This window comes from Streptomyces sp. NPDC052040 (assembly GCF_044548405.1).
In the GTDB taxonomy this organism is placed as follows: domain Bacteria; phylum Actinomycetota; class Actinomycetes; order Streptomycetales; family Streptomycetaceae; genus Streptomyces.
Genome location: NZ_JBIUBV010000023.1, coordinates 1 through 14,540 on the forward strand (window position 1 = coordinate 1; position 14,540 = coordinate 14,540).

General features: G+C 66.8%; 17 protein-coding genes. 12 read left to right on the top strand and 5 right to left on the bottom strand.

The features are described from left to right. The 3 genes from ACIHAA_RS29810 to ACIHAA_RS29820 form a co-directional block, all read left to right on the top strand. The coding region (locus tag ACIHAA_RS29810) for a transposase (protein WP_399822723.1) at positions 1–155 on the top strand (155 nt) is incomplete at its 5' end. A 236-nt stretch (positions 156–391) separates the two neighbouring features. After that, the gene (locus ACIHAA_RS29815; protein ID WP_399822597.1) at positions 392–808 is read left to right on the top strand and encodes a polyketide cyclase; all 417 of its coding nucleotides are present in this window, start codon (positions 392–394) and stop codon (positions 806–808) included. After that, entirely contained in the window at positions 808–1,236 is a 429-nt protein-coding gene (locus tag ACIHAA_RS29820; protein WP_399822599.1) for a MarR family winged helix-turn-helix transcriptional regulator, read from the top strand. The genes ACIHAA_RS29815 and ACIHAA_RS29820 overlap by 1 nt, the downstream gene beginning before the upstream one ends. A 243-nt stretch (positions 1,237–1,479) precedes the next feature. Here the strand turns inward: ACIHAA_RS29820 and ACIHAA_RS29825 are convergent, their stop codons facing one another. From ACIHAA_RS29825 to ACIHAA_RS29835, 3 genes are all read right to left on the bottom strand, one after another. Then, entirely contained in the window at positions 1,480–2,028 is a 549-nt protein-coding gene (locus ACIHAA_RS29825; RefSeq protein WP_399822725.1) for a transposase, read from the bottom strand. Continuing rightward, a complete protein-coding gene (locus ACIHAA_RS29830; protein WP_399822601.1) occupies positions 2,025–2,564 on the bottom strand; it encodes a winged helix-turn-helix domain-containing protein in 540 nt (179 codons plus the stop codon). Before ACIHAA_RS29830 ends, ACIHAA_RS29825 begins: the two co-directional genes overlap by 4 nt. A gap of 80 nt (positions 2,565–2,644) precedes the next feature. Next, positions 2,645–3,937: an IS256 family transposase gene (locus tag ACIHAA_RS29835; protein WP_399822603.1), complete on the bottom strand. Its 1,293-nt coding sequence runs from the start codon at positions 3,935–3,937 to the stop codon at positions 2,645–2,647. A gap of 261 nt (positions 3,938–4,198) precedes the next feature. Here ACIHAA_RS29835 and ACIHAA_RS29840 point away from each other — a divergent pair, with 261 nt between their 5' ends. After that, positions 4,199–5,500 (top strand): NDP-hexose 2,3-dehydratase family protein, encoded by a 1,302-nt coding sequence (locus tag ACIHAA_RS29840; RefSeq protein ID WP_399822605.1) that lies wholly within the window; start codon positions 4,199–4,201, stop codon positions 5,498–5,500. Continuing rightward, positions 5,497–6,504 carry a Gfo/Idh/MocA family protein gene (locus tag ACIHAA_RS29845; protein WP_399822606.1) on the top strand — a complete coding sequence of 336 codons (1,008 nt, stop codon included), beginning with the start codon at positions 5,497–5,499 and terminating at the stop codon, positions 6,502–6,504. The genes ACIHAA_RS29840 and ACIHAA_RS29845 overlap by 4 nt, the downstream gene beginning before the upstream one ends. A gap of 75 nt (positions 6,505–6,579) precedes the next feature. On the opposite strand, the gene ACIHAA_RS29850 is transcribed toward ACIHAA_RS29845, so the two are convergent. After that, on the bottom strand, positions 6,580–7,014 hold the full coding sequence (locus ACIHAA_RS29850; protein WP_399822608.1) for a cupin domain-containing protein: 435 nt from the start codon (positions 7,012–7,014) through the stop codon (positions 6,580–6,582). Positions 7,015–7,176: 162 nt separating this feature from the next. Between ACIHAA_RS29850 and ACIHAA_RS29855 the strand changes: the two genes are divergently transcribed. The 7 genes from ACIHAA_RS29855 (at position 7,177) to ACIHAA_RS29885 (ending at position 13,538) form a co-directional block, all read left to right on the top strand. After that, a complete protein-coding gene (locus ACIHAA_RS29855; RefSeq protein WP_399822610.1) occupies positions 7,177–8,457 on the top strand; it encodes a nucleotide disphospho-sugar-binding domain-containing protein in 1,281 nt (426 codons plus the stop codon). Next, positions 8,396–9,604: a cytochrome P450 gene (locus ACIHAA_RS29860; protein WP_399822612.1), complete on the top strand. Its 1,209-nt coding sequence runs from the start codon at positions 8,396–8,398 to the stop codon at positions 9,602–9,604. The genes ACIHAA_RS29855 and ACIHAA_RS29860 overlap by 62 nt, the downstream gene beginning before the upstream one ends. Further along, entirely contained in the window at positions 9,588–9,845 is a 258-nt protein-coding gene (locus tag ACIHAA_RS29865) for a helix-turn-helix transcriptional regulator (protein WP_399822614.1), read from the top strand. The genes ACIHAA_RS29860 and ACIHAA_RS29865 overlap by 17 nt, the downstream gene beginning before the upstream one ends. Beyond that, complete coding sequence (locus ACIHAA_RS29870) at positions 9,838–10,221, top strand: hypothetical protein (protein ID WP_399822616.1); 384 nt, start codon at positions 9,838–9,840, stop codon at positions 10,219–10,221. The genes ACIHAA_RS29865 and ACIHAA_RS29870 overlap by 8 nt, the downstream gene beginning before the upstream one ends. A 66-nt stretch (positions 10,222–10,287) precedes the next feature. Beyond that, positions 10,288–11,370 (top strand): sensor histidine kinase, encoded by a 1,083-nt coding sequence (locus ACIHAA_RS29875; RefSeq protein ID WP_399822618.1) that lies wholly within the window; start codon positions 10,288–10,290, stop codon positions 11,368–11,370. Between the two features lie 153 nt (positions 11,371–11,523). Continuing rightward, entirely contained in the window at positions 11,524–12,234 is a 711-nt protein-coding gene (locus ACIHAA_RS29880) for a VC0807 family protein (RefSeq protein ID WP_399822620.1), read from the top strand. A gap of 143 nt (positions 12,235–12,377) precedes the next feature. Further along, the gene (locus ACIHAA_RS29885; RefSeq protein WP_399822622.1) at positions 12,378–13,538 is read left to right on the top strand and encodes a nucleotide disphospho-sugar-binding domain-containing protein; all 1,161 of its coding nucleotides are present in this window, start codon (positions 12,378–12,380) and stop codon (positions 13,536–13,538) included. Positions 13,539–13,617: 79 nt separating this feature from the next. On the opposite strand, the gene ACIHAA_RS29890 is transcribed toward ACIHAA_RS29885, so the two are convergent. Beyond that, entirely contained in the window at positions 13,618–14,424 is an 807-nt protein-coding gene (locus tag ACIHAA_RS29890) for a class I SAM-dependent methyltransferase (RefSeq protein ID WP_399822624.1), read from the bottom strand. Positions 14,425–14,540: the final 116 nt, after the last annotated feature.

The following is a 14,540-nucleotide window of genomic DNA, read 5'->3' on the forward strand; positions in this document are numbered from 1 at the left end:
GTCACCGTTGGGTGATCGAGCGCACCATGTCGTGGCTGTCCGGCTACCGCCGCCTCAGCCCCCGTTACGAACGAAATCCCCGCAACTACCTGGGCTTTCTGGGGCTCGCAGCCGCACTCTGCTGCTACAAGCGATACGTCCGCCTCACCCCATAGGACACGGTCTAAGTGGTCAACTCTCGAAATCCTTCGGGGGTTGCCGCAGCGGCGGGTGCCGTGCCAGGGGGCAGGGAGGATGCCTGCGTGGGGTAGGACCTCCTCGGTGGCGCGGGCGCGGGCGGTGGTTCGAAGTGGGCGATCGCGGCACTGCGGGATGGAGGCCGTGCGCCACTGGACAGATAGTCTCCGCATAGATAATCTATGGATAGATCATCTAGTCGAGGAGGCCACGCATGTGGGAGTACGAGCACACCATCGAGACCACCGCCACCCCCGAGGCGATCTGGCGGCTCTGGGCCGACGTTGAGAACTGGGGCACCTGGAACGCCGAGATTGAGAAGATCGAGATCAGTGGCCCGTTCGCGGCGGGCACGCAGATCACGATGACGCCGCCCGGAGACGACCCGGTACTGCTGCGCATCGCCGAGGCGGTCGAAGGTGAACTATTCGTCGACGAGGCGCGCTTCAACGGCCTGCTGCTGCGCACCACCCACCGGATCGACCGGATCGACCAGCACCGGATCCGCGTGGTGTACCGGATGGAGATCACCGGCACCGGCGCCGACGAGACAGGCCCGCAGATCGGCCCGGGTATCACCGCCGACTGGCCCGAGACCATGGCCTCGCTGGCCGAGTTGGCGCTGCGCTGATGCCCCTCAGCCCCGGCGACAGCCCCGGATTCCTGCTGTGGCACGCCACTCTGCGCTGGCAGCGCGACATCGCCACAGCCCTGGCCCCGCTCGATCTTACCCACGTTCAGTTCGTGCTGCTTGCCTGCACCTGGTGGCTCAACACCCAAGGCGAGCACCCCAACCAGCTGACCCTCGCCCGCCAAGCCGGCACCGACGTCAAGATGACCTCCCAGGTACTACGCACCCTGGAACACAAAGGGCTCATCGAGCGTGAAGTCGACCCGGCCGACACCCGCGCCAAACGACTGCGCGTCACCGACACCGGCGCCGACCTGGCCCCACGCGCGATTGCCGCTGTTGAGCGCGCCGACGCACGGTTCTTCCAACCGGTGCCTCTCGACGACGCAGTAGCCCTGCTCGGCCGCCTGGCCCATCCCGAAACCTGAATCGCCCTCTCCGACTAACGCTCGGCGGGGGGTTTGTTGGTGTATCGCGGGCCTTCTGGCCTGGTGTGTTGTGGGTTCGTTGAGAAGTTGAGTGGGCGGTTGGGTCGGGGTGGGCGGGGTGTGTGAGCTGGGGTTGTGTGTGGTGTGTGGAGTGTGGCCCTGGTGGGTTGTAGGTAGTTCTAGCGTGTAAAGGCTCGTTTGGCGTTTTCACTGGTCAGCGCCGTTTTGCCTGGCGGGTGGGGGTTACTGACGTTGTTGCCGTGATGTCGTCAATGTGAGTTCGGTTTCGGCGAGACATCCGTCGATGAGGTTGCTGCGGTACTGGATCTGGCGGAGACCATGCCGGAGCGTGCTGATGAGGTGGTCGGGGTCGGTGAAGGCGGTGTTGACCTGGCTGCTGCGCCGCAGCAGGGACCAGATGCCCTCGACGGGGTTGAGGTCTGGTGCATAGGCCGGCAGGAAGTAGCAGGTGATCCAGTCGTGGGCGTCGATGAACTCCCGCAGTCGGCGGTCCTTGTGGACGTTGAGGTTGTCCCACACGAGCACGATGGGTGCACCGAGCTGTTGGTGTGCGGCGATGAGCAGGTCGCGGTAGTCGGTCCAGGTGAAACTGCGTCTGCCGCCCCGCTTGTGATCGACATGCCGCTTGGGCCGGTAGATCAGCCGTGAGCGTTCACCTTGCTTGTAGCAGGCCAGAGCGGCGACGGAGAAGCGGCGCTGGGAGCGTCCTCGCACCTGGATGAGGGGTGTGCGTCCGCGCCGGGCCCAGGTCCGTGCGGTGGGCGGCGTCATCGAGAAGCCGGCCTCGTCTTCGAAGCACAGCCAGGCGTCGAGCGCCGCCACGGACCTTCCACCTGCGGCCAGGTCTCCTTCACCCAGCCCGCCACGGCCTCCTCGTCGCGCTCGAGGGCCCGGCGGGCAGGGACCTGGTGGCTGAAGCCGTTCCGGTGCAGCATCCGCGCGATCGCCGACAGTGTCATGCTCTTGTGGAACCGGCGCCCGATCAGCGTCTTGATCCGCGCCAGCATCCACGTCTGGTCCGGCCAGCCGTGCGCGACCGGCCCCTTGGCGAGCTCCTGCTCGAGCACGGTGAACAGGGCCTCACTCAGCTTGGGCCGTGACACGGGCCCGGCAGACCGCAGCCCCTCGGTCCCGGCGTCGTGCCAGGCTCGGCGCCATCGCTGCACTGAGCGCACACTCACCCGTAAGTCCTTGGCGACCTCGGCGTTGGAGGCACCCGCAGCGAACCGCTCCGCGGCCTCCAGCCGGATCCGCTCGCGAAACGCCTGCCGTTCAGGCGTCAGCCCACCACCCTGCGGATATCTCACACAACCGGCATACCTCGACGATCACACATCGTCAGCCCTCAAGGGTCTGTCAAACGAACGGTGTAACCAGGATGGTTGGGTTACTGGCGTGCCGCTGAGAGCCGGCCGTCGAAGCTGATGTCGAAGGCGTTCAACGCGGTCTTCCATCGCATGGTCCAGCGGGCCTGGCCCTTGCCGGTGGGATCGAGCGACATGATCGCCATGTAGACGCACTTCAAGGCGGCCTGCTCGTTCGGGAAGTGTCCGCGGGCCTTCACCGCTCGCCGGATCCGCGCGTTGACCGACTCGATCGCGTTGGTCGTGCAGACGATGCGTCGGATCTCGGAGTCGAACCGTAGGAACGGGGTGAACTCCTCCCAGGCCGACTCCCAGAGTTTGACGATCGCCGGATACTTCCTGCCCCAGGCGTCGGCGAACTCCGCGAATCGTTCCAGGGCGGCCTCTTCGGTCGGGGCCGTGTAGACGGGCTTAAGCAGCTTAGCGATCTTGTCCCAGTCCTGGCGGGCGGCATAGCGGAAGGAGTTCCGCAGCAGGTGGACCACGCAGGTTTGCACGATCGTCCTCGGCCAGACCGTCTCCACGGCCTCGGGCAGACCCTTGAGGCCGTCGCAGACCAGCATCAGCACGTCGCCCACGCCGCGGTTCTTGATCTCGGTGAGGATGTGCAGCCAGTGCTTGGCTCCCTCGCCGCCGTCGCCGGCCCACAGCCCAAGAATCTCCCGTCGGCCCTCAGTGGTGACGGCCATAGCCACATAGATCGGCCGGTTGGCGACGGCGCCGTCGCGGATCTTCACGTGGATGGCGTCGATGAAGACCACCGGATAGACCACGTCGAGAGGCCGGTTCTGCCACTCGGCCATGCCCTCCAAGACCTTGTCCGTGATCGTGGAGATCGTCTGCCGGGAGACCTCGGCGCCGTAGACCTCCGCGAGGTGAGCCTGGACCTCACCGGTGGCCAAGCCCTTCGCGGCCAGCGAGATCACGATCTCATCGACGCCGGTCAGACGCTTCTGCCGCTTTTTCACGATCTTCGGCTCGAAGGAGCCGTCCCGGTCGCGGGGCACGGTTATCTCCACCGGTCCCACGTCGGTCAGCACGGTCTTGGAGCGTTTCCCGTTGCGGGAGTTGCCGCCGTCCTTGCCCGCCGGATCATATTTGTCATAGCCGAGGTGGTCGGTGATCTCGCCCTCCAGGGCGGACTCCAGCAGCCGCTTGGCCAGCTGCTGGAGCAGTCCGCCCTCGCCGGCCAGCTGCAGGCCCTCGGCCTGGGCCCGGCTCACCAACTCGTCGATCAGCTGGTCGTCCACGGCCTTCGCCGACACAGCCGCTGCGGACTCGACGCCCTCGTACTCGGCCACGTTCTCACTGGTCATCGATGCATCTTCCATGATCGGGAGTTACACCGAACGATTTACAGTCCCCAGGTGCAGGGTGCATGGGAACCGTCGCCGTTGCGCAGGCGCGACGAGGACGACGTCGTCGTGACGCCGTCCCTCCAAGCGCGCCCCAGCCATCCACGAGCACGGTTGCTGACCGTGGACCGGCGAGGGCCTTGAATTTGAGGGAGCGGAGGCACACCGATGCGCCGATATCGCGAAGACAGCTCGGCGACGCTGCAGAGCTCGGATATAGGCATGCTCCAACGGTGGCCCCGACTCGCCGACTCCGGGGTCGACCAGGAGTTCCTGGCCTGGTTGGAGAGGCGGGTGCGGAAGATCTCGTGCTCGGTCGACCGAATTGCGCTGGCCGAGATGCGCTCCTGGCACCTGGATGCATCGACGGGGAACATCAAGCACAGCAGCGGCCGGTTCTTCACGATCGAGGGACTGCATACCCGTACGACCCATGGCACCGTCGCCGAGTGGAGCCAGCCGATCATCAGCCAGCCCGAGATCGGTATCCTCGGACTTCTGGTCCGGAAACACAACGGCACCCTGCAATGCCTGATACAGGCGAAGATGGAACCCGGCAACGCGAAGATGATGCAGTTGTCACCGACCGTCCAGGCGACTCGCAGCAACTACACCCGGGCGCACCACGGGAGCGCCACCCGTTATCTCGAGTACTTCACCGATCCGCAGGGTCACACCGTCCTGGTCGACGTTCTGCAGTCCGAACAAGGTTCGTGGTTCCTGCGCAAACGCAATCGCAACATGATCGTCCTGGTCGAGGAGGACTTGGCAGTCGACGACGGCTACCGCTGGGTGGACGTCCGTGATCTGCGGCGGCTGCTGAGGGTCGAGCAGCTGATCAACATGGACACCCGGTCGGTGCTGTCGTGTCTGCCTGACGGGGAGCGTGGAGAGCCGGACACGACCCGCCTCCTGCGGTGGTTCACCGGGGTCAAGAGCAGGCACGAAGTCGCGACCCGGCGAGTTCCCCTGCGAGGCATCGAGGGGTGGCGGTACGGGCCGGAGCGGATCACACACGATTCGGGGCTGTACTTCGACATCGTCGGTGTCTGCGTCACCGCGGCCGACCGGGAGGTCCTTGAGTGGGATCAGCCGATGCTCTCTCCCCGTGGGCAGGGCGTCGTGGCCTTCGTCGTCAGGAACGTCGACGGTGTCGCCCACCTGGCAGTGCGGGCCCGGTTCCAGGCAGGAGTGCTGGACGCCGCGGAACTGGGCCCGACCGTGCAGTGCACTCCCGCGAACTACTCACAGCACCCGCCGCGTTTCCTGGACTACGTCCTCGGCGCCAGTGCGGACCGCATCCTGTTCGACACCGTCCTCACCGAGGAGGGCGGTCGCTTCTACCACTCCGAAAACCGGTACATGCTCGTCGAGGCCGACGAAGACTTTCCGGTGGCACTTCCGCCGGAGTTCTGCTGGGCAAGCGTCCACCAGCTCGAAGCCCTGTTGCGACACGGCTACTACGTCAACGTCGAGGCCCGCAGCCTGCTGGCCTGCCTCCAGGCCGTCAGGTGCGGCGCATGACCGAGGACACCGAGCAGCCGCCACTACGCTTCGGCGTGCTCGGTTGCGCCGATATCGCCTTGCGCAGAACCATTCCGGCCATCCTCGCCGCCCCCACCGCGCGGTTGGTCGCGCTGGCCTCCCGCACACCGCGCAAGGCCGAACACTACGCGGACCACTTCGGGGGAGTAGCTGCCTGTGACTATCACGACCTGCTCCGACGCGATGACATCGATGCCGTCTATGTTCCACTGCCGACCGGCCTGCACGCCGAATGGATCGAGTCGGCACTGGTGGCGGGCAAACACGTGCTGGCGGAAAAGCCGCTGACCACCTGTCACCCCGACACCCTCGCCCTCACCGCGCTGGCGAACAGGCTCGGACTCACCCTGCAGGAGAATCTCACCGCTGCCCGGCACCGGCTGCACGCAGCCGTCTCTGAGCTGGTCGCGGCGGGAGAAATCGGTGAGGTGCGCGGTGTCGAAGCGTGTTTCGGTATTCCGCCGCTGCCCGCAACGGATGTGCGGTACGCCAGTGACCTGGGCGGCGGTGCGCTGTTGGACGTAGGTGTGTACCCGCTGTACGCCGCAACCCGGTTCCTGGGCGCCGGGCTGACCGTTGCGGGTGCCGTGTTGAAGACAGATCCGGCCCGGGGCGTCGATGTCGCGGGACACGCTCTGCTCTGTTCACCGTCCGGCTCAGCCGCTCACGTCACCTTCGGTTTCGAGCATGCCTATCGGTGCAGCTACCGGCTGTGGGGCAGCGAGGGTGTGGTGTCGGTCGACCGCGCGTACACGCCGCCACCGGGGTTCAGTCCGGTGATTCGCCTGGCACGCGCGGATCACGGGCGCGAGGTCGTCGTCCCTGCCGAAGACCAGTTCTTGACGACGATTTCCGAATTCGTCGCACAGACCCGGAATTCACAGATCCAGCGGTACGGCGAGAGCGACTTCCTGGAACAGGCCCAGCTCGTCGACGACGTTCGTGACAGGGCACGCATATGTGCCATCAACGGGCGGACGTGAGCGACGTCGTGAGCGCGCCGCACCGCGGCGCGCCGTCGCAGGACCGTGGCAGCGGCCCACGGCGCTGCCGGCGTACTAACTCCCAGCCACGTCCACAGGCGGTTCGTTGGCGTGGGGCGGTGGCTCGGTGTCCACATGGCCCAGCCTGGGCTCCGGTGCCAGCGGGCTGAGGTGGAACACGGCAAGCGCCGACTCGCTGCCGTGGTTGACCAACCGGTGCCTCGCACCGATCGGCACCATGATCGCTTCGTCGGCGGCGAGTTCGAGGTCCCTGCCGTCCACGGTCGCGACCATACGGCCCCTGACCACGTAGAGGAACTCTTCGGAATAGGGGTGGTAGTGCTCGGAAACGTACTCGCCCGGTTCGAGCGTCACCGCCCCCATGAACCCCGATACCGAGCCGACAGTGCTCGGACTCAGTCCGACCCTGATCTCACCGCCCCGGCGACGATTCGGCGGCACATCGCTGAATCGGACCTTCTCCACCGCAGCACGGTTGGCCTGTGACACCGCAGCTCCTTCCGGTCGAGTCGCTCTGACGACTCAGCGTCGGACGGCCCGGTCGAACATCGCTGGGAGCGGACTGGGGGCCTCGCCGACCAGCCGGACACCAGTGGTTCCGGAGTCCGGCGGCGGAAGATACCGCGAACGGCACCGACGGAGGCAGCAACGATGCGCGCGTTGTTCATCACTTGGCCCTGGGGCTCGCATCTGTATCCGATGACACCCTTCGGGTGGGCGCTGCGTGCGGCGGGACACGACGTGGTCGTCGCCGCGCAGCCCGCCTTCGCATCGACGATCACCCAGGCTGGTCTGGTCGCGCTCCCGGTCGGCGAGGACGTCGACGTCAAGGGGCAGCTCCGCCGAGCACACCAGCACGACTCCCTGGACCGCACGGCGATCGAGCACCGGGGCGCGGCTGCCGTGCAGGCGGCAACCGACAGCGCGATCGCCATAGCCGAGGACACCTATCGATTCGCGGCACACTGGCGCCCGGACTTCGTCGTCTACGAGCCGATGGCATACCTCGGTCCCGGTATCGCGCGAGACCTGGCCATCCCCGCACTGCGCCTGCTCTGGGCGACGGACTTCCTCGCCTCGGTCACGGACTTCGGCCCGACCGGGGAAGAGCTCCTCGGCGGGCTGACGACCCGGCGGGAGCTGCAGGAGTCCAACGCGTTCGGCGACCTGACGCTGGACCCCTGCCCGCCGCAGCTGCAGGTCGCCGCCGACCTGCCACGGCAGGGCATGCGCTACGTCCCATACAACGGCCCCGCTCAGCTGCCGCATCGACTGCGCACACCGCCGCAGCGACCGCGTGTCGTCGTCACCTGGGGCGGCTCGCTGCACCACCTCGGCTGGCAGCGGGCGTTCCTGGCACCCCGCATCGTGGCGGCGCTGGCCGGCCGCGACATCGAGGTGGTCGTCGCGGTACTCGACGAGCAACGCGACAGCTTCACTTGCCTGCCCGACAATGTCATCCACGTCGGCCCCGTCGCGCTGAACCTGCTACTGCCGGGCTGCGCGGCGATCATCCACCAGGGCGGTGCCGGCACCACCATGACCGCGGTGAGCTACGGCGTCCCGCAACTGATCCTGGCCTGGGCCGCCGATGCCATCGTCAATGCCGGACAGGTGGAAGCGACCGGCAGCGGGCGCCGGTTGCGGCCTGACGACCTCGATGACGCCGGCCTGGCCGACGCACTCGAGGAGTTCCTCGGCGGTCTGGCCGGGCACCAGGAGTGCGCGGACGACTTGCTCCGGGCACACCTGGCGCTGCCCACACCGGCCGAGGTCACCACCCAGCTCGCGCACGACTTCCAGCACGCCACCGGCGTATGGACGAACTTCGGGAAGCAAACAGCCTCGAACCGACGGGAGAGTGGCGACCATGACGGAGAAGCCCGACGCCGACATTCCGTTGTTTCCGATGAGCAGGCCGGGGCCGTTTGAACTGCCGGCCGAGTACGCCCGGATGCTGGAACACTGTCCGGTCCGGCGCGCCAGGCTGGCCAACGACACCGCCGTGTGGCTGATTTCCCGCTACGATGACATCCGCGCGGCCCTGACCGATCCCAGGATTCGCGCCGACCGGTCCGCTCCGGGGTTTCCCTTTCTCAACGCGGAAACCACCCATCTGCGCCAGGTCCGGGTCTTCTTCGGCATGGACTCGCCCGACCACGGGCCGGCACGGCACATGTATCAGACGGAGTTCACCGCCCAACGCTGCGAAGCGATGCGGCCGTTCCTCAAGCACTGTGTCGACGAGCGCGTCGACCGCCTGATCGCGGCCGGACCTCCCGCGGACGTGGTGCGCGCCCTGGCCTATCCGATACCCACGCTGGCGGTCGCCCGGGTTCTCGGCGTCCCGGAATCCGACTACGACGGGTTCGAGCGGATCGCGACGGCGACGATGACCAAGCGGGACGAGTCGCACTTCGCGGCGCTGTTCGCGTACATGCGTGACCTCGTCGACTATCGGGGAAGGGTGCCCGGAAACGACCTGACCAGCCGGGTTCTGCGAAAGCACGTGAAGCGTGGAAGCATTTCCACCCAGGATGTGCTGCACACCATCTTTATGATCATGACGGCCGGCATTGAGACGACGGCGGGCCTCGTGTCGCTGGGCATCGCGACGCTGTTGCAGCATCCGGATCAACTGGCCGAGCTGCGTGCCGATCCGGCACTCATGGACGGAGCAGTCGACGAGCTGTTGCGGTACCTCTCCGTCGGCGAGCTGGCGTCGGTACGGATCGCGGGCGAGGACTTCACCATGCGCGGTGTGCACATCCAAGCGGGGGAGGGCATCGTGGCGTTGGGCGCGGCAGGCAATCGCGACCCGAGAACCTATCCGGACCCCGACACCTTCGACATCCACCGGGACGCACGTCGGCACCTGGCCTTCGGCCACGGGCCGCACAAGTGCATCGGCTGGCGGCTGGCCCGACTGGAGCTGAACATCATCTTCTCCACGCTGATAGCGCGCCTGCCCGAGCTGCGGCTGGCCGGCGCCATCACCGACGACCTGCTGGACAACGAGGCCCTGGTGTTCGGGCTGCACGCCCTGGATGTGACGTGGCGAGATGGAAAGCAAGCTTGACACCCTGGGGGGTGACAAGTACGCTTTCCATGTGCGGAACAAGGTCAAGGAGCTGCGCTCGGCGCGCGGGCTCTCCCAAGCGCAGCTCGGGGCGGCCGTCGGGGTCTCACGGCAGACCATCAACTCCATCGAGGCCGAGCGGTACACGCCGTCCTTGCCGCTTGCCTTGTCCTTGGCCAGGTTCTTCCAGAGCAACGTAGAGGAGATGTTCTATGCCGACGGGGACAAAGCCCATGACTAGGACCCCGGCCACGTGGTCCGTACCGGCGTTCTTCCTCGGTATCGGCGTGGTCTGCCTGGTGACTGCGTCCGTCGGCGGCCATGTCGGCATCGGGCTCGTGGTGTTCGGCGTCATGGCGTTGTGCAGCCTGACGTTACTGGTGCTGGCACGCCGCAGTGAGGGCTACCGCGAGGCCGTCGCTCATCCGGACGAACGCTCCCACTCGATCAACCTGCGCGCCTGGGCCGGCGTGGGCGTGATCCTCACGGTGGGAAACCTGAGCGCCTTCATCGGCGAACTCGCATCCGGCCGCAGCGGCAATCCCTACTACTGGATGGTGATGGTGGCCGCCATCGGCTACATCGTGCTCATCCTGCTCTTCCGCCGGACCAGTTGAGCACCGTGTCAGCCGCACACTGAGGTGGTGATTCCCTCGGGACGTCCAAGGCCCTGGTACGGGCCGATGATCCATGCCGACGATCCCTACCCCGGCGGACTCTTCATCCTGCTCCTCACACTGATCGGCCCGGCCTATACGGCGATGGGCCTACCAGCCGGGCTCGCGGTGCTCAACTCCGGTGCCCTCGGCCTCTTTGCGGCACTGTTCGCCGTGAGCCAGTGGATCACCCCCACGTATCCGCTCGTCCTTCGGCTGTCGTGCTACGCGGGACTGACCGCACTGACGGCCTGGGGAGAGTGGGCGCTGGCACCGGGGTGGTGGGCGACCGCCGTGCTGACGGCGGTCGCGTGCGCGAATCTCCTCGTCCGCACGCGTGAGGCGGTCCTTGGCATAGCTGCCGTCACACTGCTGAGCCTGCTCTCGGGTGCTGCGCTGTCAGCGGCAGCGCTGGTCGCGGCCTCCGGCGCCATCGCCGTCCTGCGCGGCCGCCTCCTGCTGGAGGTCGCCCGGTCCCGGGCCAGCCGAAAGGCTTACGCCACAGCGGCGGTCGACAACGAGCGGCTGCGGTTCGCCAGGGATCTGCACGATCTGTTGGGCCACAGCCTGGTCACCATGATGGCGAAGGCGGAACTGGCGCAACGGCTGGCCGGCGTGGACCCGGCAGCGTCAGCGGCGGCTGCCAAGGATGTCCACGAAGTGGGACGGACCGCCATCCTCGAAGTGCAGCAGGCGATCACCGGCTACCGGTCGACGTCGTTGGCTGACGAGATCGACCAGGCGCACCGGAGTCTCGGTCCCCTGTTCCACAGCGTCGTCGTGACCGTGCCGGACCGGAGATGGCCGGCCCAGGTCGATTCGGTACTGGCCTGGGGCGTACGGGAAGCGGTGACGAACGTTCTCCGGCATGCCGATGCCAGCGAGTGCGCGATCACCGTCGAGTCGACCGGACGATCGGTCCGGCTCGACGTCGTCAACGACGACCTGGGCGGCCGAACGGTCCAGACCGGCCGCTCGGGTGGCCATGGGTTGACCGGCCTGCGGGAACGCGCGCGGGAACTCGGTGGCGACCTGACGGCCCAGGTCCGGCAGGACGGCGGGTTCCGGCTGACCATGGAACTGCCGATCGCTGCGGACGAGCCGTCCTGATCCGGGTCCGCCGACCGGCACGGCACAGGAGAAAGCTCCTGAACAACTGGGGTAGTTCCGCCTCTGTCCGGCTCTCGGTGCGACTGAAACGATCGATGACGGGCCGGCGGCACAACGGCCGCGGCGCGAGGGAACGGCACAGGGGAAGGGCACATGGCACACACAACGCAGTCTCGGCCACAAGTCGGCGGTCTGCTGACGATCATCCTGGAACTGGTCGTGTCCATCGCGGGGTACTACTGCCTGCGAGCATTCGGCATCGGCGTGATCTGGTCGCTGGCGATTCCCGGCATCGTGGTCGGTCTCATCGCGCTGGGCAGCACGATTCGCCGCAGGAAGCTCGATGCGACGGGGATACTCGTACTGCTCGAACTGGCGGCGACACTGGCGCTGTCGCTCAGCACAGGTGATGTGCGCATCGCGGCCTGCCGCCAGCCGTTGTACGTGCTGCTCGGCGGAGCGTTCTGTCTGTGCACCCTGCTCGCGGCCCGGCCTTTGACGGCGACCTTCATCGGGTCGGCGGCGACCTTCGGAGATCCCGTGCGGGCCAAGGCCTTCGAGCTGGCGTGGCAGGAGAGCCCCGACTACCGGCGTGCGCAACGAGCCATGACGTTCGCGGTCGGCTCCATCATGGTCATCGACTCCGGGTTACGGGTGCTGGTGATCTACCTCTTTCCCGCCTCGCGGATCGATCTGTCGCTGCTGCTGTCCAACGGCGCCGGCATCGTGATGTTCGTGCTGATCGGTTTCGTCGCAAGGGCCATGGTCATGCCGGCGCGGCGGATCGTGCTCGACTACGTCGACCGTCTCAAAGCCAAAGCCGAAGCCGAAGCCGAAGCCGAAGCCGAAGCCGGTCAGCCGTAGCGACCACCCCTCACCGTGCCGGGTGCTTCTTGAGTGGTCCTCGACCGGTTCGGTCCATGGTCGAGGGAACTACTCATGGATGGAGGCAACCGCTTGTGCGCGTTCTCGTTGTCACATGGGCTTGGCCCTCGCATCTGCAGCCCATGGTTCCGCTGAGCTGGGCGCTGCGGGCAGCCGGGCACGAACTGATCGTCGCAAGCACCGAGGGTCTTGTGCCGGCCATCCGGGACGCCGGGCTGCCCGCCGTGGTGCTCGGGCAGGAGCGCCCGGATGTGACGCGACGGATGACCGGATTCTATTTCGACTGGCTCGCGTCGTTGCCGGGGCCCGCGAGGGTCGAGGACGTCCGGAAGCTGGGCCCCCATGCCGTGGCGATGTACGTGGCGATGGCCGAAGCGACGATCGACGACACGTTGAGATTCGCTCGGACCTGGCGGCCTGATCTGGTGGTCTACGATCCCACCACCTTCGTCGGCCCGCTGACCGCCGCCGCCGTGAACGTCCCTGCGGCACGCCACATTTGGGGGATGGACTACACCTCGGTGACCAGGCAATTCGAGCCGGAAGCACTCGGGAAACTGTGCTCGCGCATCGGGGTCGACCCCATGGACACCCTGGGCACGGTCACCCTGGATCCCTGTCCACCGTCGTTGCAGACCGAGCTTGACGTAGCCCGGTTGCCGATGCGTTTCGTGCCGTACAACGGTCCGGGCGTCCTCCAGCCATGGCACCTGGAGACGCCCACGCGACCGCGCATCGTCCTGCTGGCCAGCAGCATCGCCGAGCTCTACCGCGAAACGGACTCGGCTAAGGGACTGTTCGCCGCGGTGCTGCGGGGCCTGGCCGGGCTGAACGTCGAGGTTCTGGCGATCGCGGGGAGCCGGACGGAGGCATTCCTCGAATCGCTGCCGGCCAACGTGCGGGTGATCGACCCGACCCCCCTGCATCTGCTGCTGCCGACGTGTGACCTGGTGATCCATCAGGGTGGCGGCGGGACCGTGATGACCTCGCTGGCCTACGGCGTGCCGCAGTTACTGCTGCCGATGTCGGTCGACCACGTCTGGAACGCCGGGCGGCTCACCCGCAGCGGTGCGGGAGACTGGCTGTCCGCGGAATCGGTCACCGCGGAGGCCGTCCGCGACCACGTCGAGCGGCTGCTGGAGGACCGGGGCCCGCGCGAGCAGGCACTGCGGTTGCGGGAAGAGATGGCGGCCCAGCCGTCCGCGGCGCAGGTGGTGGACTCGCTTGAGCGTCTCGTGGCGGAGCGGGGCGTCGCGGACGGACCGGCTCTGCTTCACCGGTGAGTGGCGAACGCTTCACCAGTGGGTGGCCAGCGACGGACTGCCCCGGTCTGGGACAGTCCACCTTTCCGCTTTCCGCCTGTCAGCCAAGAGGTTTGCGCAACGTGACGAACTGGCTGAGGACGGGATAGTTCCAGCTGGGAAAGAACTCGTCGATCCGGTCCGCGATGCGCTGCGGGTCGAACTCCGGGAACCCGCACAGCTCGGCGGGGTCGCCGCATTCGACCGTCAGGTTGTTTCGCGACAACAGGGCATGCACGTCGGTGTTTCGTCCCCAGGCGTTCTTGTCAAGCAGCCCGAAAGGTTTGACGTCGAGGAACAGGTCGATGCTCAGCACGATCAGCCCGCCCGGTGCCAGGAGGTGGCACATGGTGTCGACCATCAGCTCGGCCTCGTCCTGGTCAACGTGTTCGAGAACCGAGAGGGAGAAGATCCGGTCGAAGGAGTTCGCCTCGAAGTCGGCGTCCTGCAAGCGTTCGCTGACCAGCGTGACGTCCACGTCGAACATCGAGGTGAACCAACTGTGGATCTCCGCATGCGCGTCGTTGGTCTTCTCGACCCCGACCGACCACTTCTCGTCCTCAGACGGATCGACGTTGACGACCTTGCACCCTTGCTTGGCCAGAACGACCTGGAACCCGCTGAGCCATCCGCCGACGTCCAGCACCCGCATTCCCGGCTGCGGATCGGCGGTGAAGTAAGCCCAGGGATACTCCATGGTCCTGGTGTGGCTGGTCGGCTGGAAACCGAAGGGACCATAACGTTCCGGGTTCTTGGCGCTGAACCTCTGCAGACTCACCTGCGAGTGGTCGACGTGGAAACCGTAGGGTGCCCCCCAGCGCTTGTTCCACTCCCGGTATTCGGGCGGGATGTCCTTCTTCGCGAGCATGCCGGATTCCTCTCGTGCCGTTCGGGTCAGCATTGCCCCGCCGCCTCAAGGACCGGTGGGAATGCGGTGGGGCGGGGCTCCGGCAAGGGGCCAGCGGTTCTCCCAGGTGTTTGCGA